The organism is Pseudomonas serboccidentalis, assembly GCF_028830055.1.
Taxonomy (GTDB): Bacteria; Pseudomonadota; Gammaproteobacteria; order Pseudomonadales; family Pseudomonadaceae; genus Aquipseudomonas; species Aquipseudomonas serboccidentalis.
Map to the genome: position 1 here is coordinate 2,571,897 of NZ_CP101655.1, position 19,401 is coordinate 2,591,297.

Below are 19,401 nucleotides of genomic sequence, written 5' to 3' on the forward strand. Positions count from 1 at the left end.
TGCCTCGCGGCCTGCTGCGGTGTTCGCGGCAGGCTGTGTCGTGGCCGTATGACTGGAGAAATCCCATGAGACCGTTTTGGCTCGAGCAGGCCCTGCAGGCCGATCCATCCCCGACTTGCCCGCCGCTGCAAGGCGAAGTGCGCGCTGATGTGTGCATCGTCGGCGGCGGTTACACCGGGCTGTGGACGGCGATCATGCTCAAGCAGCAGAACCCTGAACTCGACGTGCTGCTGATCGAAGCCGACATCTGCGGCGCCGGTGCCAGTGGGCGCAACGGTGGTTGTGCGTTGTCGTGGTCGGCCAAGTATTTCACCCTTGAGCGCCTGTTCGGCGTCGAGGAGGCGGTGCGCTTGGTCAAGGCGTCCGAGCGCAGTATTCACGCCATTGGCGAGTTCTGCGAACAGTACGGCGTCGACGCCGATTACCGTCTCGACGGCACACTGTACACCGCCACCAACCAGGCGCAGGTTGGCTCAACCGACGCGGTGATCGCCGCGCTGGAGCGCAATGGCATCAACTCCTTCACAAACCGCCCGCTGGCCGATGTACAGCGCATGGCTGGTTCGAGTAAACATCTGGAAGGCTGGTTCTCGCCGGCGGCGACCAGTGTACAACCGGGCAAACTGGTGCGCGGGCTGCGCCGGGTGGCGTTGCAACTGGGGGTGAAGATCCACGAAAACACCGCGATGACCGGTCTGGAAGAAGGCCGCCCGGCGCGAATCCACACGGCGAAGGGCAGCGTAATCGCCGACCGCGTGGTGCTGGCGATGAACGCGTGGATGGCCCGGGCGTTCCCGCAGTTCGAACGCAGCGTGGCGATCGTTTCCAGCGACATGCTGATCACCGAGCCACGCCCGGATCTGCTGCAGGAAATAGGTTTGACCAGCGGCGTCAGCGTGCTCGATTCGCGGATTTTCGTGCACTACTACCACAACACCCCGGACGGCCGGATCATGCTCGGCAAGGGCGGCAACACCTTCGCCTATGGCGGGCGAATGCTGTCGGTGTTCGATCAGCCGTCGCCGTACGCCGGGTTGCTCAAGCGCAGCCTCGGCGACTTCTTCCCGGCGTTTGCCGAGGTAAAAGTCGATGCGACGTGGAACGGGCCATCGGATCGTTCGGTCACCGGTTTGCCGTTTTTCGGGCAGATGAGCGCCAGTGGCAATGTGTTTTACGGCTTCGGTTATTCCGGCAGCGGCGTCGGCCCGTGTCACATGGGCGGGCAGATTCTCGCCTCGCTGGTGCAGGGCCTCGACAACCCATGGACCCGCTCGCCACTGGTCAACGGACCGCTGGGCTATTTTCCACCGGAGCCGATCCGTTACCTCGGCTCGTTGATGGTGCGCAACGCCATCCGCCGCAAGGAACGCGCCGAGGACCACGGGCACCGGCCGCGGCATCTGGACGTGCGCCTGGCGAAATTCGCCGCGGCGGCGGGCAAGGCTGACAAGGGCTGAGCGTTACGGATCGGCGCTGTTGAGCAGCCAGTCGAGCAACAGACTGCTGTCGTTTGTTGGCGCAGATTCCCGTGGCGAGGGCGGGCGCGAGTGGCTCAGGCAGAGGATCGGTCGATCCGGATCGCTGTCGAGGAAACTCACCCACACCTCGCTGCCGGCGCGGGGCAATTCGTGGGCGGCAAGGCGGCCATTGGCGCCGGTCAGGGCAATCGGCAACCACAGGCAAGCCGTCTCGGCTGCCTGCGCCGGCCACAGACTGACGCCGATACGCCCCAGTTCATCCAGTTGCGCCGGCTGACCGGGCGTACCCAACACTCGCGCCAGATGATAGCCACCGATGTTCGGACGTGGCTGCGCCAGGGGCGGACGAAAATCGCTGGCCCAGGGCAGGGCGGTGAAGTCGTTGCGATAGCGATGCACGTCGCTTGTCGGATCGAGGATCGAGGGGTGCTGACCTTGATGGTGCAGCTCGGTGATCAGCCACTGCTCGTTGAACGCATTGATCGGGTGCTCGGTGATCTGCAGCAGATGTCCGCTGCGCAGTGCGCTGCAATCGCTGCGCCCGTGGATCGAACGGGACAGGCAGCGCTGGCGCTGCAAATGGCGACGACTGCGTTGTTCGGCGTGACGCTGTTCGCCCGACAGCTGCAAGGGCGTGAGCGCGGGCACGGGATGATTGGCCGCGTCAGCGCTGCTGACCTGCTGGCCCCGGTTGCGAATGCCATGCGCGGCCATGACCGGTGTCGCGTCATGCCGCTGAAACAGCGTGCTGAGGCGAGGTGAAGGGCTCTCGTCAGTCACGGCGAACGGTACCGGCAGCGGTTCCTGCGGCAGGCTCAGGTTGTCGTCGGCAAACACCACGACATGCCCATCCGGGCGATGCTCGAAGTGATAGTGGATGCCTTCTTCCTCGCACAGGCGTTGCAGCAAGGCCAGGTCGCTTTCCTCGTACTGAATGCAAAATGGCCGTGGCGGGTAATGACCGACGCTCATCTCGATCCGGTAACTGTGTGCTGGCAGGCCCTGCTCGTCGAGCAATTGGGCAAGGATCGCCGGTACGCTCGTCTGCGCGAACACCCGGCGCCGGGGTGATTGCGCCAGACGCTGCAACTGCGGAACCAGCGTCATTCGGTAACTGATCCGGTGGCTGGCGCGATGCTCGCAACGGACGCTGTGGATCAGGCCGTGAATGCCATGATCGACACCCAGACTCAGGTAGGCCGGTTGTCGCAGCAGGCTGCTCGGTGACAAGGCCGGGGCCAGGCCGATCACTTCAATCTCGAAACGAAAGGGCTGATTGAGCGCTTCCTTGCCGGTGAAACGCAGCACCGGCAGGCACAGTGGGCCATCGGTCAGGGTCAGGGTGAACGGGCGTTCCTGGTCATTGAGCATTCATACGGGCTCTGTGGGGCAATACGGACGGCAGAGGGTACGAAAACCCGAGCACGAATGGTCATGGCCAGTGGGTTTTTCAGAATCGCCCTACAAGGCGTGGTGAAGATGTCGATTCAACAATGAATTTTTTTGGTCGATTGCCGACTTTAGGCCGTATAAACTTGGCGCCACGCGTCGGCCAATAGATGTCTCGGCGCCACAGATCAAGAGAGTGAGTAATGGGCGCACAGTGGAAGGTTAAACACAAAGAAGCGGCAGCCAACGCCAAGGGCAAGATCTTCGGCAAACTGGTGAAAGAAATCACCATCGCTGCCCGCAACGGTGCCGATACCGCCACCAACGCACACCTGCGTCTGGTGGTCGAACAGGCCAAGAAAGCCTCGATGCCCAAGGAAACCCTGGACCGCGCCATCAAGAAAGGCGCCGGCCTGCTGGGCGAAACCGTGCAATACCACCGCGTGACGTATGAAGGTTTCGCGCCGCACCAGGTTCCGTTGATCGTCGAGTGCGTCACCGACAACATCAACCGCACCGTCGCGGAAATCCGCGTGGCCTTCCGCAAGGGCCAACTGGGCGCTTCCGGCTCGGTGGCCTGGGACTTCAACCACGTCGGCATGATCGAAGCCTCGCCGGACACCCCGGACGCCGATCCGGAAATGGCCGCGATCGAGGCCGGTGCCCAGGACTTCGAGCCGGGTGAAGAGGGCGCGACCTTGTTCCTGACTGATCCGACCGACCTTGACGCCGTGCAGAAAGCCCTGCCCGAGCAAGGCTTCACCGTGCTGTCGGCCAAACTCGGCTACCAGCCGAAGAACCCGGTCAGCGGCCTGAGCGCCGAGCAGATGGCTGAAGTCGAGGCGTTCCTCGAAGGCCTCGACAACCATGATGACGTGCAGGACATGTTTGTCGGTCTGGCGGGCTAAGATCAAAAAATCGCAGCCTGCGGCAGCTCCTACAGGGATCCACATAACCCTGTAGCTGCCGCAGGCTGCGATTTTTCTGTCATTGCGCGCGCAATACCTCAATGACCTCATCAAACCCCGGCCGCGCCAGTACATCCGCCTGACAGCAACGCCGTTCCAGTTCTTGCAGCACTTCGCGCCGTTCATCGCTCAACCCCGAGTCGATCCGCGCCAGCAATTCCCCGAGCAGAATCCCGAACGCCCGCACTTCGATGCGTTGCAGCGCTCGTGTTTCCAGGTTGTCGGTGGTGGCATGGAACGACGCCGCGCCAAAATCCCCCAGCAGACAATCGCCCTGATCGTTCAACAGAATGTTGTGTCCGTAGAGGTCGCCGTGGGTGATGCCCTGTTGATGCAGGTGTTCGGCCGCCGAAGCGATGCCTCGGGCAATGTTCAACGCCACCTCGGCACTGAACCGGCAATCTTCGCGGTAGACATCCCGCGAGCAACTGGCCAGGCTCGGCAATGCCGCAAGATTGCGGAAGCTTGGGTCGATCAGTTGCATCACCAGGCCTTGTTGCCCGTCAGGGTGACCGTGAATACGGCCCTCGACGCGAATCAGGTTCGGGTGCAGGCCGGCGGTGATGCAGGCGTTCATCTCGTGCAGCGGCGAGCCGTCGCTGGTCATCTCACCTTTGTACAGCTTGACCGCGACCGGCACCGGCGAGTGGTCGGTGCGCCGCCACAGCGCCCGGGAAATCACCCCGGAAGCCCCTTCGCCCAAACGCTGTTCCAGATGCAGCGCCGACCAGTCGATCAACGGCGTGGCTTCGAGCGCGGCGGCGTCGGCCTCGGTTTCCAGGGGATTGCCGGCATAGGCCAGCCAAGTCAGGCTCGGCAGGGTCAGCAGCCACTGCGGCAGTTCACGCAGGCGGTTGGCGGCGATGCGGATCAGCTCCAGACGATGACATTGGCTCATCGACGCCGGCAGCGCTTGCAGGCGATTGCCTGCAAGCAACAGTTTTTGCAGGTACGGGCGCTCGCCGAGTTCGCTCGGCAAGGTTTCGATGCAGTTATCGGTCAGGATCAACCAGCGCAACAGCGGCGGCAACGCAGTGCCCGGCACGTGGCTGATACGGTTGGCCTTGAAGCCGATCATCGTCAGCGCCGCACATTGACCGACGCAGGCCGGCACCTCGGTGAAGCGGTTGTCCGAGCAGAACAGAATGCGCATCCGGGTCAGCCGATGCAGGTCGTCCGGCAGGCTGCTCAAGGCATTGCCGCTGAGGTTGAGCACCTCCAGCGTATCGGCCAGTTCAAAAATTTCCCGGGGGAACTCGGTCAGGCCGCAAGACAGGTCAAGCCGGGTAATGCCCGACAACTCGCCGGCGCGCAATTGAGCAAGGGTGTGCATGGGGATGTTCACTATCAAAGGAAAGAAGCGCCGGGCGCCTGGAATGGGCGACATGATAACGGCAATGCTGGGATTTGCATTGACCCGGGCTTCGCGAACAGGCTGGCTCCCGCAAGGATTGGTGTATTCAGTGTACTACCTGTAATTGTCCCAGACGGCTGCGGGTACGGGCCAGGTCGATGACGTTGCCGCTCAGGGCCGCGCACAGCGGTAACCGGCCGAGCAGGGTCAGGTGTTTGTCCTGGTCGTAGAGCACGTCGATCAGGTTGATGAAGCGCTGTTGAACGGCGATCGAACATTCGCCCAGTTCCGGCAGATCGTCGATGATCCAGTGGTCGAACCGCCGACACAGCTCCAGATAATCCATCACCGCCGTCGGTTGCTCGCACACATCGTTGAACGTGAAAGCGACCCGGCGCCCCTCGCACAGGCGCGCCTGAACGTGTCGGCTGCCCACGGGCAATGCGATGGCCGGCGCGCCCTCAGGCGGCAGTTTCAAGGCCTGACGCTGTGTCGCTGTGGCCGGCCACACATAGTGGCCCTGGGTGAACAACTGATGCGCGTGATTGCTCGCCTGGCTGCGGTAATCGTGCGGGCCGCCGACCTCCATCACTTGCATCCGCGCGTTGATCAGGTCGATCACCGGTTTGAAACGGGCGTGATAGAGCGGGTTGGGCAGCAAGCCCTCCGGCGGATAGTTGGAGGTCACCAGCAACAGGATGCCGCGGTGGAACAAGGCCTGGAACAGCCGGGTGATGAGCATCGCATCGCCGATGTCATGCACATGAAATTCGTCGAAACACAGTACCCGGCAATCGTGTAACAGCTCGTCGAGGGTGACAGCGAGGGCATCGTCGTGTTTGCGATGGTTGAACATGCCCTGATGCAGCCGGGCAAAGAATTCATGGAAATGCACCCGCTGTTTCTGCGCGGTGGGCAGCGCCTGGAAAAAGCCGTCGAGCAGCCAGCTCTTGCCGCGTCCGACCGCGCCATGCAGGTACAGGCTCGCTGGCGTTTGCGCGCTGGCGCCGAACAACAGGCTGGCCTGCTGCGCCATGCAGTCGATCACCCGCTGCTGGCTGTGGCTGAGGGTATAACCCTGCCCATGGGCCTTGTGCCGGAAATACTCACGGATCGACTGGGCGCTGGCGTCATGCCCGTTGCTGCCCGACCGGCCCCTGGCGAACCAGCGGCGCAGCGCCGACCAGCGTTGGGTCAGTGGCGATCGTTTCGGCGCTTGAGAGGGCACTGTGCAGTCACTCCGTGTTCATCAAACCGGCGCCCGGAAGCGCGGCGACGTAGTGTAACCAGAGGCTGCGGCAACCCGCCATCGCGGCTCGTCGACAGTGGGCGATCTTGTGGGAGCGAACCTCGGTGAATTCAGAATGGCAGGGATTGCTTGAGCATTGGCGCCGCCGGGGTATCGACCGGGCTGACCATCGCATAGTTGTACCCGCCGCCGGACCAGTAATCAGCCTGCAGATCACCATCGCTGCGACTGCCCCGTGGCAGGAAGGTGTTCTTCGGCCCTGGTGGTCGCACGTAGAAACTGACCTTGTGGCCGCTGCGATCCTCGTACATCACCATCGCCGCCGGCCCTTCGTCGGTGCTGAGCAGGCGGCCGCTGACCGGTTCGAACCCGGCGGATTTCAAGTCCGGCAAGCGACTGGCCTGAGTGAAGTAACGGTCGAGCCAGCGCTGCATGTCGCCGGCAGTGTCGACCTTGTAGTCCGCTGGCAAAATCCCTTGCTGGGCAATCAATCGATAGGCCTGCAAGGCATCGGTCATCGGCAGCACGGAGGAGCGCACCAGGGTCATTTCCCGGGCTTGCCAGCCACTGAAACCACCGATGCCGACCGCGATCAGCAACACCGCCGCGCTGGCCAGGCGTCGATGCGACTGACGCTTTAGACGCTGGCGAATCAGCGCTGGATCAAGCTCCGGATTGGCCGGTTGCTGCAAGGCACCGCCGAGGGCGGCGCGCAATTGCTGGGCGTCCTGTTGCCAGGCGCGAACCTGCGCGGCTGCGTCCGGGTGATTGGCCAGCCAGGCATCGAGGACGCGCCGGTCGGCCTCGCTGAGTTGATGGTCGACGTACGCGTGCAGGTCGCGCTCGCTGGGGGGCATGCTGATCATTTGAGTATCCGCAAAGAAGGGCTGCTGATTTCGCCGTCGCTCAGTTGGCGCAACGCCTGGCGGGCGCGGGACAGACGCGACATCACGGTGCCGGTGGGGACGTCGAGGATGTCGGCGACCTCCTTGTACGTCAGGCCTTCGACCGAGACCATCAACAACAGGGCGCGCTGCTCGGTGGGCAGGCGATCGAAGGCTTGCAGGGTCGATTGGGCGATCACGGTGCGCTCGGTCGACGGTTCGGCATCGTCGCGACCGGTGAAGAATTCCAGCATCCGCGCATAACGGCGCGAGCGTCGATGGGCATCGAGAAATTGCCGATAGAGGATCGAGAACAGCCACGCACGCACGTCGCCCTCGGCGCGTTTACCGCCCCAGCCGGACAGGGCCCGTTCAAGGCTGGCCTGCACCAGATCGTCGGCGCTGCTGCTGTTGCGGGTCAGCGACACGGCAAAGCGACGCAATCGGGGAATGATTTCTTTCAACTGTTCGTCGAATTCGCTCATGAATTTCTGCTAGTCACTACGCTGTGGACTAGGGAGACGTCTGCCGTTCGAGGTTATTCCACGTTCGGAAAAATAAATACCGGGTCATGGAATAAATCTCGCTGGGGTGCGTCTTGCTGATTCTTCCTACTTGTGGCCGATGGCCCTGGAGTTGTTCATGGTTGATCGTACTTCACCGCCGGGCAGGGCGCCGCGTCCGCCTTTGAGTGCCGCGAGCGCAGTGTTGCGCCTGACGGCCATTGCTGTGGTGGTTGCGGCAGTGGCCGGGGCGTTTGCCTACGTGCACGGTAACCTTGACCCACAACGTCTGACGCCCAAGGCGCTGGTCGATGTGCTGGAGAAAAACAACGGCGTGCACCCCGGGTTTCGTCGCAACCACGCCAAGGGCGTGTGCGTGATCGGGCATTTCGAGAGCAGCGGCGAGGCGCGGGCGTTTTCTTCCGCGCAGGTGTTCAATGAGGCGCAGACCCCGGTGGTCGGGCGTTTCGCGCTGCCGGCCGGCAATCCCTATGCGCCGGACAGCAGCGTGCCGATCCGCAGTCTGGCGCTGCGTTTCACCCAGGCCAACGGTCAGCAATGGCGCACCGGGATGAACAGCATGCCGGTGTTCCCGGTCGGCACTCCCGAGGCGTTCTATCAGTTGCAGCAGGCGCAGTCGCCGGACCCGGCCACGGGCAAACCGAACCCGTCGAAAGTGCCGGCGTTCTTTGCCGCGCACCCGGAAGCCGTGCCGTTCCTGACCTGGGTGAAGAGCGCCAAACCGTCGGCCAGCTATGCCACCGAAACCTACAACAGTGTGAATGCGTTCTATCTGGTCAGCGCCAGTGGCCAGAAGCAGGCCGTGCGCTGGAGTGTCACGCCACTGGCGCGTGATGCCGCCGGTGCCACGGCGCCGGAGGGCGCGGATTTTCTCGAGAAGGATCTGGTGCAGCGTCTGGCCGAAGGGCCGTTGCGCTGGCAGTTGAACATCACCTTGGCCAACCCCGGTGATCCGGTGAATGACGCCAGCAAGTCCTGGCCCGAAGGACGCAAGGTGCTGAACGCCGGCACGCTGGTGCTGGAGAAGACTCAGCCGCAGCTCAGCGGCGAATGCCGTGACATCAACTACGATCCGCTGGTGCTGCCGGCCGGTATCGAAGGTTCCGACGACCCATTGCTCGCTGCGCGTTCTGCCGGTTACGCCGATTCCTACTTGCGTCGTACCAGTGAAGTCAGCCAATTGCCCGCCGCCAGACAGGAGGCTCGTCCATGAGCACGCAACCGACTCATTTCGCGCTGTTGGCGCGGCTGCTGCACTGGCTGATGGCGGTGATGATCATCGCCATGTTGTTCATTGGCGCCGGCATGGTCACGTCGGTTTCACAGCGGCATGAATGGCTGATTCATCTGCACAAACCGCTGGGCATCGCGATTCTGCTGCTGGTGGTCGTACGCCTGTTGGTGCGGTTTTCCACCCGACAGCCGCCGCTGCCAGCCGATCTGCCGGGCTGGCAGGTGATGGCGGCGAAGGCTTCGCATGTGTTGTTGTACGCATTGATGCTGGTGCTGCCGGTGTTCGGTTGGGCAATGATCAGTGCGTCGGGCGAACCGGTGATGCTCAGCACTACGTTGCAGTTACCGTCGATCCTGCCGGCCGATGCGCAGGTGTTTGCCGTGCTGCGCAAGGCGCATGGGTATCTGGCGTACCTGTTGTTCCTCACCGTGCTGTTGCACCTGGCGGCGGCGCTGTTTCACGGTTGGGTGCGCCGCGACGAGGTGCTCGACAGCATGCTGCGCGGTCGGGATCGCGGTTAGCCTGTCTGGGTGGCGCACCGTTGGGGTGCGCCACTTTTAAGGGTCAGCCACCAGTAGCCCAGCGCCACGGCATTGATACCGGCACCGAGCAGGCACACGCCGGTCCAGCCGGCCCACGCGTACATCGCCGTCGAAAGGATCGAGCCCACTGCACTGCCGATCGAATAAAACAGCATGTAGCCGGCGGTGAGACGGCTTTGCGCTTCGGGGCGCACGCTGTAGATCAGGCTCTGACTGGTGACGTGCACGGCCTGCAAGCCCAGATCCAGAGTGATCACGCCGAGCAACAGTGCCCAGAGTGACGACTGGGTGAGGGCGATCGGCAGCCACGAGGCGAGCATCAGCAGCAGCGACAGACCACTGACCCATTGGCCCAGGCCACGATCCGCCAGATGTCCGGAGCGTGCTGCAGCCATTGCTCCGGCGGCGCCGGCCAATCCGAACAGGCCGATTTCGCTGTGTGACAACGACAGGGGCGGGGCGGCCAGCGGCAGCACCATCGGCGTCCACAGGACCATGGCGCTGGCGAAGGTCAGCAGGGCGAGTATCGCCCGTTGTCGCAGCACCGGCTCTTGCCTGAACAGGCTGAACACCGAAGCGATCAGCGCGACATAGCTGCTGGCCGGCTGCGCGGCCTCATCCTTGGGCAGGACACGCAACAGTAACAACGCCATCAGCAGCGTCAGCCCCGCCGACAGCAGATAGATCGCCCGCCAACCGGCCAGATCAGCCATGGCCCCGGCAATGGTGCGCGCGAGCAAAATACCGACGACGATGCCGCTGGTGACGACCCCGACCACCCGTCCGCGTTGCGCCGGGATAGCCAGTGTCGCGGCGTAGGCCACCAGCACTTGCGTCACCACCGCGAGCAACCCGGTCAGGGTCATGCCGAGCAGCAACCACACACTGCTGGGGGCCAGTGCGATCATCAGCAGGGCGGCTGCCGAGAGCAGGGTCTGGGTGACGATCAGCCGGCGTCGGTTTAGCAGGTCGCCGAGCGGCACCAGCAACACCAGGCCGATGCCGTAGCCGATCTGCGTCAGGGTGATGACGACGCCGATGGTTGCCGGCGACATGGCAAACGCCTCGGCCATGGCGTCCAGCAGCGGTTGCGCGTAATACACGTTGCCCACGGCCAGACCACAGGCGATGGCGAACAGCAGCACCACGCTGCTTTTGAGTGGTTGAGATTGCATGCCCTGATTCCTTTTTGGGTTTCAAATTAAAACCAGAGTTACGGTAAGCATTCTGGTTTTAATTTGCAACCTGATCGGGCGAGGCGGTGGATTGCGCAAAAAAAAAGATCGCAGACAACGCTGCGATCTTTGGGTGTGACGGGGGAGGGATCAGCGCAGGGTGTCGACCATGTCGGCGATGGTGGTCAGCACGTCCTTGCCCAACTGTTTGGAGCGCTTGCCGGACCAGCCCGTTTCTTTGTCGGGATGGTCGTCGTGGTCCTTGAACGGCATTTCCAGGGTCAGTGACAGGCAGTCATATTTCTCGCCGACGGCATTGCAGGCCAGGGTCATGTTGGCCTGGCCCGGTTCGTCGCGGGTGTAGCCGTACTGGGTCTGGAAGTCTTTGGTGGTGTGCTTGAGGTGCGTGCGGAAATGCTCTTCGAGCTTCTCGATACGCGGCGTGTAGCCCGGGTTGCCTTCGCAACCAGCAGTGAACACGTGGGGGATCTCTTCGTCACCGTGTACGTCGAGGAACAGATCGACGCCGTACTTTTCCATCTGCTGCTGGACGAAAAGTACCTCGGGGCTGACTTCCTGACTGGCGTTCTGCCAGGCACGGTTCAAGTCCTGACCCATGGCGTTGGTGCGCAGGTGGCCGTGGAAGGCACCGTCCGGGTTCATGTTCGGCACCAGATACAGATCGGCGCTGGCCAGCAGTTTGTTCAACACCGGGTCTTCGTGGCGTTCCAGACGCTCGATCACGCCTTCCATGAACCATTCGGCCATGTGCTCACCCGGGTGCTGCTGAGCGATGATCCAGACTTTGCGCCGGCCTTCGGCGCCGCTGCCCTTGCGCAGCAGTTGGATATCTCGACCCTCGACACTCTTGCCGGTGGCCAGCAGCTCGGTGCCGGCCTTGGTCAGCGCCTGCTCGATCAGCCAGTCATGACGGCCGCGGCTATAGGGTTCGAAGTAGGCGAACCAGGCGTGGGTCTGCTCGGCTTCGAGGCAAAAGCGCAGGCTGTCGCCTTCGAAACTGGTAGGAATGCGGAACCAGTTGACGTGGTCGTAGGAAGCGACGGCCTGATAGCCGGTCCAGGCCTTGTTATAGGAGGATTGGCTGGCGTTGACCAGGCGAAACCAGTGCTCCTGATGCACATGCAGGCCGCTGGCCTTGAAGTGGAACCACTGAAAGTGAGCGCTGCGGGTATCCGGGCGAATGGCCAGAACCGGGTTGAGCGGATTGGAGAGGTCGATGACTTGAATGTTGCCGCTGTCGAAGTTGGCGCTGATGTCGAACGAAGATTTGGCCACGGTCATAATCGGTTCCTGAATATGATTTTTATAGCGGCTACTTTACACGCAAGACAGGGGTGAAACCGAGGGAAATTGCGGGGTTGCGGCGGGGGCGTCCTCCATGACGCGCAAGCAGCTTAGAGACTGTGCGATTGATTCTCAAGTGCTAATTGCCGTAAGTTTGCCCCAATGTGGCCGGGCTCCGCTTGCCAAGCGATATTCTTTTGATATTATCCGCGCCATCGAATTTGCAGCACCCAAAGACTTCGTTAGCCTGAAGCCATAAGCCCGAAAAACGGGCAAAAAAAGACCCGGCAAAAAGCCGGGTCAAAAACCGTGATTAGCCTGATGAGGAGATAGTCCAGAAGACCGACCTAAGGTCTCTGGTCCATCGACTGATCTCGCGACCAGTTGCTTGCAATAATAATCATTATCATTTGCAAGTCAAATGTTTTTATCTGCGCGATGGGAAAATTCTTTCCTGTCCGTCCGTTTGCCGTGTTCGTCAGAGCTGGTCGCCATCGATCGAATGGTCGACCATCGCCCGCGCCATATCCACCATATGCACCACCGAAAAGGCCAGGTCGCGGCTCGCGCCTTGCAGGTTTTCTGCTGCCTTGAAGGCGGTGGCCGCTGCACAGCGCAACAGATCCGAGGCATGCACCAGGGCTTCTTCGCCGCTGAGGTGGCGTTTCACATCGAAAAAACGCTCTTCGACCTCGGGTTCTGACACAGCTGGTTTCAAGTAATAATCCAGCGCCCGCTGTGCTGCCGCGTTGCCTTGAGGGGAGGTGAACGTGGTGTCCATTTGCAGATCGGGCAAGTCTTCGCTGTTGATATTCATGGTGAAAGGTCACTCCTTGTTCGATTGAAAGTCCGTGCTTTCAGGATAGTACGATGCGTAGTTGTGACCAGAATTTAAATACTACAATATGTGTTTTGCCGGCCGAAGGCGTCGACGTAAGGTGCCCCACATGGATAAATGGATTGAGTTGGTCAAGGCCAAGATGAGTGAACTCAAAATCACTCAAACAGAGCTCGGAGAGCGCGTCGGCATGTCCCAGGGCGGCATCGGGCATTGGCTGAACAAACGTCGCGAACCGGGCATCACCCAAATGAACCGCGTGTTGCACGCGCTGGGCATGGACTTCCTCGAAGTGGTACTGGTGATCCGCGAGCCGCAGGAAGCGGCGGATGACGAGATGCCACTGGCGCAGAAGTACAACCCGTACTTCCGCTACCCGGTCAGCGACTGGCGCACCTCGTGTGAAATTCGCGAAAGTGCAACCACAGCCTATGCCCCGGCGCATGGCAAGCAGCGCTTCGAACTGACGGATTATCACGCCCGTGGTGCGGCGTTCTGGCTGACGGTTACGGGGGATTCGATGACTGCACCCACCGGCCAGAGCATTGCCGAAGGCATGCTGATTCTGGTGGATCCGGAGGTGGAAGCGGTGCCCGGCAAACTGGTGATCGCCCAGTGGCAGGACAGCGAAGAAGCGATCTTCCGCAAACTGGACGAAGAGGGCGGCCAGCGTTACCTGGTACCGCTCAATCCGACCTGGCCGAAAGCCCTGTTCACCGACGAGTGTCGAATCATCGGCGTCGTGGTTCAGGCAACGGCGCGTTTCTAGTCAGATCGATCCTCGTCAGGCGTAGGATCGATCTCCTCATTTACACGGCTTCCAGTTCAACCAAAGCGCTGCCTTCGCCAACCATTTCGCCTTCCTGGCAATACATCGCTTTGATCACTCCCGCATGGGGCGCACGGATGCTGTGCTCCATCTTCATCGCCTCCAGCACCACCAGTTGCGCGCCGGCCTCGACCGATTGCCCGGCCTCCACCAACACCCGCACGATACTGCCGTTCATGGGTGCCGTCAGACCGCCCTGATGACTGTGGCTGGCTTCGACGGCGCTGATTGGGTCGTAGGTCTCGATGCGGCGCAACTCGCCGTCCCATTGCAGGTACAACGAATTGCCCTGGCGAATGGCGCGCAAGGTACGACGCACGCCGTCGTGCTCGACCCACAGTGCTTCGCCCGACAGCCTGGTGTTGCTGGCGGCACTCAAGGTCAACGCGCGATCCTGGCCTTCGCAGCTCAGATGCAAGGTGATTTCCGCCGGCAAACCTGCGCGCAAACCACTGTTCAACGCCCACGGCGAGCCCAAATCGTCCGCCCGCACCGCGCCCGGCAAACTCTGCGCGAAAGCCTGCGCTGCTGCATGCCAGAACCCATCGCTCAGCTCACCCGGAGCCGGCAGCAGTTGTTCCTGATAGCGCGGAATAAACCCGGTATCCAGTTCCGCAGCGGCAAAGGCCGGATGCGCAATGATCCGCCGCAGGAAGTTGATGTTGGTCTTCAAACCGCCAATGGCGAACTCATCGAGCATGCTCAACAGTCGCAGACGCGCCTGCTCGCGATCCTCGCCCCAGGCAATCAGCTTGCCGAGCATCGGGTCGTAGAACGGCGAAATCTCGTCGCCTTCCTCAACCCCGCTATCCACCCGGCGCCCCGGACCGGCAGCCGACTCACGATACAGCTGCAGACGCCCGGTCGCGGGCAGGAAGTCATTCGACGGGTCTTCGGCATACAGCCGAACTTCGATCGCGTGCCCGTTGAGCGGCACCTGATCCTGTGTGATGGGCAACGCTTCACCGCGCGCCACACGAATCTGCCACGCGACCAGATCGAGGCCGGTGATTGCTTCGGTGACCGGGTGCTCGACCTGCAAACGGGTGTTCATTTCCATGAAGAAGAATTCGCCGCGCGCATCCAGCAGAAACTCCACGGTGCCGGCGCCGACGTAACCGATCGCCTGCGCCGAACGCACCGCCGCTTCACCCATGGCGCGGCGCAGTTCCGGGGGCAGGCCTGGCGCCGGGGCTTCTTCGACGACTTTCTGGTGGCGACGCTGGATCGAGCAATCCCGTTCGTTCAGGTACAGGCAGTTGCCGTGCTGGTCGGCGAACACCTGGATTTCCACGTGACGCGGCTTGAGCAGGTATTTCTCCACCAGCATCCGCGAATCGCCGAACGACGACTGCGCTTCGCGCTGGGCCGAGGCCAGGGCTTCGGCCAGTTGGCTGACGTCCTCGACCACTTTCATGCCTTTGCCGCCGCCACCCGCCGTGGCCTTGAGCAGCACCGGGTAGCCAATGCGTTCACAGGCATCGCGGAAGGTGTCCAGATCCTGCGCCTCGCCGTGATAGCCCGGCACCAGCGGCACGCCAGCGGTTTCCATCAAGGCCTTGGCCGCAGACTTGCTGCCCATGGCGTCGATGGCCGAAGCGGGTGGGCCGAGGAAGATCAACCCGGCTTGTTCAATGGCGCGAGCGAATCCGGCGTTCTCCGACAGAAAGCCATAACCCGGGTGAATTGCCTGTGCGCCGCTGGCCTTGGCCGCCGCGATCAGTTTGTCGATCTGCAGATAGCTGTCGGCGGCTTTGCTGCCACCCAGGTCGACGCGGATGTCGGCTTCGCGGCTGTGGCGCGCTTCGCGGTCGGTGGCGCTGTGTACGGCGACGGTGGTCAGGCCCAGCGCCTTGGCGGTGCGCATGACCCGGCAAGCGATTTCGCCACGGTTGGCCACCAGCAGGGTGGTGAGAACAGGTGCGCTCATCAACGCGGCTCCTTGGGGGTGGTTGCGGCTTGCCAGCTCGGCGCACGTTTTTGCAGGAACGCGCGCAAGCCTTCCTGGCCTTCAGGGCTGACGCGGATGCGCGCGATGGCGTTTTCGGTGTAGCGGCGCAAGGCCGGGGTCAGCGCGCCGTTGCCGACTTCGCGCAGCAGATCTTTACTGGCGCGCATCGCGGCGGGGCTGTTGAGCAGCAGGTTGTCGATCCATTGCTCGACGGCTTGATCAAGCTCGACGGCCGGATAGCTCTCGGACAACAAGCCGATTTCCCGCGCCCGCTGGCCACCGAAACGTTCGGCGGTCAGCGCGTAACGACGGGCGGCGCGTTCGCCGATGGCCTGCACCACGAACGGACTGATCACCGCTGGCGCCAGGCCGATGCGTACCTCCGACAAGCAGAACTGCGCATCATCGGTGCCAATCGCCATGTCGCAGCAACTGATCAGCCCAAGCGCGCCGCCGAACGCCGCACCTTGCACCACGGCCAGGGTCGGGATTTTCAGCTTGGCGAGGTTGTACATCAGCTCCGCCAGTTCGCGGGCGTCGTCCAGATTGGTGTGGTAATCGAGTTCGGCCGATTGCTGCATCCACGCCAGATCGGCGCCGGCGCTGAAGTGTTTGCCACGTCCGCGCACCAACAGAAAACGCAGGCTGGCGTCGCTGGCAACCTTGTCCAGCGCCAGAATCAGCTCGCGGATCATCTCGGCGTTGAACGCGTTGTTCTTTTCTGCACGGTTGAGCCACAGCGTGGCGAAACCCCGTGGGTCGCTCTGCAGTTCGAGGGTGTTGAAGTCGCTCATGAGATTCTCCCGATCACATCCGGAACACGCCGAAGCGGCTCGGTTCGATAGGCGCGTTCAACGACGCGGACAAGGCCAGGGCCAGCACATCGCGGGTCTGCGCCGGGTCGATGACGCCGTCGTCCCACAGGCGTGCGCTGGAGTAGTAGGGGTGACCCTGCTCTTCGTACTGGTCGAGGATCGGTTGCTTGATCTCGGTTTCCTGCTCGGCCGTGAAGCCCTGGCCGCTGCGCTCGGCCTGTTCGCGCTTGACCTGCACCAGCACGCCGGCAGCCTGCTCGGCGCCCATCACACCGATGCGCGCATTCGGCCACATCCACAGGAAGCGCGGATCGTAAGCCCGTCCGCACATGCCGTAGTTACCGGCGCCAAAGCTGCCGCCGATGATCACGGTGAATTTCGGCACCTTGGCGCAGGCCACCGCCGTCACCAGTTTCGCACCGTGCTTGGCGATGCCGCCGGCCTCGTATTTCTGCCCGACCATGAAGCCGGTGATGTTCTGCAGGAACAGCAGCGGGATACCGCGCTGGCAGGCCAGTTCGATGAAGTGCGCGCCTTTCTGCGCGGCTTCGGCGAAGAGGATGCCGTTGTTGGCGAGGATCGCGATCGGGTAGCCGTGCAGGTGCGCAAAACCACACACCAGCGTGGTGCCGAACAGCGCCTTGAACTCATCGAACACCGAACCGTCGACCAGCCGCGCAATCACCTCGCGCACGTCGAACGGCTGCTTGGCGTCGGCCGAGACCACGCCATACAGCTCATCGCTGGCGTACAGCGGTGCAATCGGCGCGCGTTGTTGCACCTCGCCGAGCTTGCGCCAGTTGAGGTTGGCAACGCTGCGGCGGGCGAGGGCGAGGGCGTGTTCGTCGCTCTCGGCGTAATGGTCGGCCACGCCGGAAATCTTGCAGTGCACATCGGCACCGCCGAGGTCTTCAGCGCTGACCACTTCACCGGTTGCGGCTTTCACCAGCGGCGGGCCGGCGAGGAAGATCGTCGCCTGATTGCGCACCATGATCGCTTCGTCGGCCATCGCTGGTACATAAGCACCACCGGCAGTGCAGGAACCCATGACCACGGCGATCTGCGGAATGCCCATGGCGCTCATGTTGGCCTGGTTGAAAAAGATCCGGCCGAAGTGTTCGCGATCCGGGAACACCTCGTCCTGACGCGGCAGGTTGGCGCCGCCCGAGTCCACCAGATAGATGCACGGCAGGCGGTTCTGCTGGGCGATGGTCTGCGCGCGCAGGTGCTTTTTCACGGTCAGCGGGTAGTACGAGCCGCCCTTCACCGTCGCGTCGTTGGCGACGATCATGCACTCGACGCCTTCGACCCGGCCGATCCCGGCGATCACGCCCGCCGCCGGTACGTCTTCGCCATACACGGCGTGCGCAGCGAGCTGGCTGATTTCCAGAAAGGGCGAGCCGGGGTCGAGCAGACGATTGATCCGCTCACGCGGTAGCAGTTTGCCCCGTGAGGTGTGCCGTTCCTGGGCTTTCGCGCCGCCACCCTGCGCCACTTGGGCGAGCAGAGTGTGCAGGGCGTCGACTTGTTCGAGCATCGCCGCGCTGTTGGCGGCGAACTCCGCTGAACGGGGATTGAGCTGGGTATGCAGGATCATGGGCTACTCCGTAGCAGCTTGAAGTTTCAAGCTACAAGCTGCAAGTTGAGGCAAGAGCGCATGTCTCTTGCCGCTTGAGGCTCGCAGCTTGCCGCTGACGAAATTCATTTCGTTTCGTTGAACAGTTCGCGGCCGATCAGCATGCGTCGGATCTCACTGGTGCCAGCGCCGATTTCGTACAGCTTGGCGTCACGCAGCAGACGCCCGGCAGGGAATTCGTTGATGTAACCGTTGCCGCCGAGAATCTGGATCGCGTCGAGGGCCATTTGTGTGGCGCGTTCGGCGGTGTAGAGGATCACCCCGGCAGCGTCCTTGCGCGTGGTTTCGCCGCGCTCGCACGCCTGGGCCACCGCGTACAGGTAGGCACGGCTGGCGTTGAGCTGGGTGTACATGTCGGCGACTTTGCCTTGGATCAGCTGGAATTCGCCGATGCTCTGGCCGAACTGCTTGCGGTCGTGGATGTACGGCACGATCAGGTCCATGCACGACTGCATGATCCCGGTCGGGCCGCCGGACAGCACGACGCGCTCGTAATCGAGGCCGCTCATCAGCACTTTGACGCCGCCGTTGAGCACGCCGAGGATGTTTTCTTCCGGCACTTCGACGTCATCGAAAAACAGCTCGCAGGTGTTGGAACCGCGCATGCCGAGCTTGTCGAACTTGTTGCTGCGGCTGAAGCCTTTCCAGTCGCGCTCGACAATGAAGGCGGTGATGCCGTGCGGGCCCTTTTCCAGATCGGTCTTGGCGTAGATCACGTAGGTGTTGGCGTCGGGGCCGTTGGTGATCCAGGTTTTGCTGCCGTTGAGCACGAAACGGTCGCCGCGTTTGTCGGCGCGCAGCTTCATCGAGACCACGTCGGAACCGGCGTTCGGCTCGCTCATCGCGAGGGCGCCGACGTGTTCGCCGCTGATCAGCTTCGGCAGGTATTGGCTTTTCTGCTCGTGGTTGCCATTGCGGTTGATCTGATTGACGCAGAGGTTGGAATGCGCGCCGTAGGACAGCGCCACCGAGGCCGAACCGCGGCTGATTTCTTCCATCGCCACCACGTGCGCCAGGTAACCCAGGCCGGCGCCGCCGTACTCTTCCGGCACGGTGATGCCGAGCAGGCCCATGTCGCCGAATTTGCGCCACATGTCGGCAGGGAACAGGTTGTCGTGGTCGATCTGCGCGGCGCGTGGGGCGATCTGATCGGCGACAAAGGACTGAACCTGATCGCGCAGCATGTCGATGGTTTCACCGAGGGCGAAGTTCAGGGATGGATAGCTCATG

At 62.5% G+C, this 19,401-nt stretch carries 17 protein-coding genes; 5 read left to right on the plus strand and 12 right to left on the minus strand.

The genetic code is table 11. The features are described from left to right. The first annotated feature begins 65 nt into the window (after positions 1 to 65). Positions 66 to 1,457, plus strand: a complete 1,392-nt coding sequence (locus NN484_RS11690) for an FAD-dependent oxidoreductase (protein ID WP_274659147.1) — start codon at positions 66 to 68, stop codon at positions 1,455 to 1,457. 3 nt (positions 1,458 to 1,460) lie between these two features. Here NN484_RS11690 and NN484_RS11695 read toward each other — a convergent pair whose 3' ends face one another. Further along, the gene (locus NN484_RS11695) at positions 1,461 to 2,849 is read right to left on the minus strand and encodes a type VI secretion system Vgr family protein (RefSeq protein WP_274659148.1); all 1,389 of its coding nucleotides are present in this window, start codon (positions 2,847 to 2,849) and stop codon (positions 1,461 to 1,463) included. Positions 2,850 to 3,070: 221 nt separating this feature from the next. Here NN484_RS11695 and NN484_RS11700 point away from each other — a divergent pair, with 221 nt between their 5' ends. After that, the gene (locus NN484_RS11700; protein ID WP_027614601.1) at positions 3,071 to 3,775 is read left to right on the plus strand and encodes a YebC/PmpR family DNA-binding transcriptional regulator; all 705 of its coding nucleotides are present in this window, start codon (positions 3,071 to 3,073) and stop codon (positions 3,773 to 3,775) included. 79 nt (positions 3,776 to 3,854) lie between these two features. Here NN484_RS11700 and NN484_RS11705 read toward each other — a convergent pair whose 3' ends face one another. The 4 genes from NN484_RS11705 to NN484_RS11720 all read right to left on the minus strand — a co-directional run bounded on the left by NN484_RS11705 (position 3,855) and on the right by NN484_RS11720 (position 7,807). Continuing rightward, positions 3,855 to 5,168: a protein kinase gene (locus NN484_RS11705; protein WP_274659149.1), complete on the minus strand. Its 1,314-nt coding sequence runs from the start codon at positions 5,166 to 5,168 to the stop codon at positions 3,855 to 3,857. Between the two features lie 127 nt (positions 5,169 to 5,295). Further along, positions 5,296 to 6,417 (minus strand): cell division protein ZapE, encoded by a 1,122-nt coding sequence (gene zapE, locus NN484_RS11710; protein WP_274659150.1) that lies wholly within the window; start codon positions 6,415 to 6,417, stop codon positions 5,296 to 5,298. Between the two features lie 131 nt (positions 6,418 to 6,548). Next, on the minus strand, positions 6,549 to 7,304 hold the full coding sequence (locus NN484_RS11715) for an anti-sigma factor family protein (RefSeq protein ID WP_274659151.1): 756 nt from the start codon (positions 7,302 to 7,304) through the stop codon (positions 6,549 to 6,551). Continuing rightward, the gene (locus tag NN484_RS11720) at positions 7,301 to 7,807 is read right to left on the minus strand and encodes an RNA polymerase sigma factor (protein ID WP_215500962.1); all 507 of its coding nucleotides are present in this window, start codon (positions 7,805 to 7,807) and stop codon (positions 7,301 to 7,303) included. Before NN484_RS11720 ends, NN484_RS11715 begins: the two co-directional genes overlap by 4 nt. Before the next feature lie 157 nt (positions 7,808 to 7,964). Here NN484_RS11720 and NN484_RS11725 point away from each other — a divergent pair, with 157 nt between their 5' ends. After that, positions 7,965 to 9,059 (plus strand): catalase family peroxidase, encoded by a 1,095-nt coding sequence (locus NN484_RS11725; protein ID WP_274659152.1) that lies wholly within the window; start codon positions 7,965 to 7,967, stop codon positions 9,057 to 9,059. Next, positions 9,056 to 9,601, plus strand: a complete 546-nt coding sequence (locus tag NN484_RS11730; protein ID WP_274659153.1) for a cytochrome b — start codon at positions 9,056 to 9,058, stop codon at positions 9,599 to 9,601. Before NN484_RS11725 ends, NN484_RS11730 begins: the two co-directional genes overlap by 4 nt. Here the strand turns inward: NN484_RS11730 and NN484_RS11735 are convergent. The 3 genes from NN484_RS11735 to NN484_RS11745 form a co-directional block, all read right to left on the minus strand. After that, on the minus strand, positions 9,598 to 10,797 hold the full coding sequence (locus NN484_RS11735; RefSeq protein ID WP_274659154.1) for an MFS transporter: 1,200 nt from the start codon (positions 10,795 to 10,797) through the stop codon (positions 9,598 to 9,600). The genes NN484_RS11730 and NN484_RS11735 overlap by 4 nt on opposite strands. Before the next feature lie 150 nt (positions 10,798 to 10,947). Next, positions 10,948 to 12,099, minus strand: a complete 1,152-nt coding sequence (locus NN484_RS11740; RefSeq protein ID WP_127652083.1) for a M14 family metallopeptidase — start codon at positions 12,097 to 12,099, stop codon at positions 10,948 to 10,950. A 481-nt stretch (positions 12,100 to 12,580) separates the two neighbouring features. Then, positions 12,581 to 12,919, minus strand: a complete 339-nt coding sequence (locus NN484_RS11745) for a DUF6124 family protein (protein WP_274659155.1) — start codon at positions 12,917 to 12,919, stop codon at positions 12,581 to 12,583. 130 nt (positions 12,920 to 13,049) lie between these two features. Here NN484_RS11745 and NN484_RS11750 point away from each other — a divergent pair, with 130 nt between their 5' ends. Beyond that, entirely contained in the window at positions 13,050 to 13,709 is a 660-nt protein-coding gene (locus NN484_RS11750; RefSeq protein WP_215500958.1) for a LexA family protein, read from the plus strand. 40 nt (positions 13,710 to 13,749) lie between these two features. On the opposite strand, the gene NN484_RS11755 is transcribed toward NN484_RS11750, so the two are convergent. The 4 genes from NN484_RS11755 to NN484_RS11770 all read right to left on the minus strand — a co-directional run bounded on the left by NN484_RS11755 (position 13,750) and on the right by NN484_RS11770 (position 19,400). After that, on the minus strand, positions 13,750 to 15,699 hold the full coding sequence (locus tag NN484_RS11755) for an acetyl/propionyl/methylcrotonyl-CoA carboxylase subunit alpha (RefSeq protein WP_274659156.1): 1,950 nt from the start codon (positions 15,697 to 15,699) through the stop codon (positions 13,750 to 13,752). Beyond that, positions 15,699 to 16,514: a gamma-carboxygeranoyl-CoA hydratase gene (locus tag NN484_RS11760; protein WP_215500956.1), complete on the minus strand. Its 816-nt coding sequence runs from the start codon at positions 16,512 to 16,514 to the stop codon at positions 15,699 to 15,701. The genes NN484_RS11755 and NN484_RS11760 overlap by 1 nt, the downstream gene beginning before the upstream one ends. Before the next feature lie 13 nt (positions 16,515 to 16,527). Next, positions 16,528 to 18,132 carry a carboxyl transferase domain-containing protein gene (locus NN484_RS11765; protein ID WP_127652078.1) on the minus strand — a complete coding sequence of 535 codons (1,605 nt, stop codon included), beginning with the start codon at positions 18,130 to 18,132 and terminating at the stop codon, positions 16,528 to 16,530. A 104-nt stretch (positions 18,133 to 18,236) separates the two neighbouring features. Then, positions 18,237 to 19,400 (minus strand): isovaleryl-CoA dehydrogenase, encoded by a 1,164-nt coding sequence (locus NN484_RS11770; protein ID WP_127652077.1) that lies wholly within the window; start codon positions 19,398 to 19,400, stop codon positions 18,237 to 18,239. Between the last annotated feature and the right edge of the window lies 1 nt (position 19,401).

Bases quoted from the DNA above. Each gene is read 5' to 3' on its own strand.
- NN484_RS11715 (WP_274659151.1), bottom strand. From the start codon at position 7,304: ATGATCAGCATGCCCCCCAGCGAGCGCGACCTGCACGCGTACGTCGAC.
- NN484_RS11750 (WP_215500958.1), top strand. From the start codon at position 13,050: ATGGATAAATGGATTGAGTTGGTCAAGGCCAAGATGAGTGAACTCAAA.
- NN484_RS11720 (WP_215500962.1), bottom strand. From the start codon at position 7,807: ATGAGCGAATTCGACGAACAGTTGAAAGAAATCATTCCCCGATTGCGT.
- NN484_RS11730 (WP_274659153.1), top strand. From the start codon at position 9,056: ATGAGCACGCAACCGACTCATTTCGCGCTGTTGGCGCGGCTGCTGCAC.
- NN484_RS11760 (WP_215500956.1), bottom strand. From the start codon at position 16,514: ATGAGCGACTTCAACACCCTCGAACTGCAGAGCGACCCACGGGGTTTC.
- NN484_RS11695 (WP_274659148.1), bottom strand. From the start codon at position 2,849: ATGCTCAATGACCAGGAACGCCCGTTCACCCTGACCCTGACCGATGGC.
- NN484_RS11725 (WP_274659152.1), top strand. From the start codon at position 7,965: ATGGTTGATCGTACTTCACCGCCGGGCAGGGCGCCGCGTCCGCCTTTG.
- NN484_RS11765 (WP_127652078.1), bottom strand. From the start codon at position 18,132: ATGATCCTGCATACCCAGCTCAATCCCCGTTCAGCGGAGTTCGCCGCC.
- NN484_RS11700 (WP_027614601.1), top strand. From the start codon at position 3,071: ATGGGCGCACAGTGGAAGGTTAAACACAAAGAAGCGGCAGCCAACGCC.
- NN484_RS11690 (WP_274659147.1), top strand. From the start codon at position 66: ATGAGACCGTTTTGGCTCGAGCAGGCCCTGCAGGCCGATCCATCCCCG.
- NN484_RS11740 (WP_127652083.1), bottom strand. From the start codon at position 12,099: ATGACCGTGGCCAAATCTTCGTTCGACATCAGCGCCAACTTCGACAGC.
- NN484_RS11745 (WP_274659155.1), bottom strand. From the start codon at position 12,919: ATGAATATCAACAGCGAAGACTTGCCCGATCTGCAAATGGACACCACG.
- NN484_RS11770 (WP_127652077.1), bottom strand. From the start codon at position 19,400: ATGAGCTATCCATCCCTGAACTTCGCCCTCGGTGAAACCATCGACATG.
- NN484_RS11705 (WP_274659149.1), bottom strand. From the start codon at position 5,168: ATGCACACCCTTGCTCAATTGCGCGCCGGCGAGTTGTCGGGCATTACC.
- NN484_RS11735 (WP_274659154.1), bottom strand. From the start codon at position 10,797: ATGCAATCTCAACCACTCAAAAGCAGCGTGGTGCTGCTGTTCGCCATC.
- NN484_RS11755 (WP_274659156.1), bottom strand. From the start codon at position 15,699: ATGAGCGCACCTGTTCTCACCACCCTGCTGGTGGCCAACCGTGGCGAA.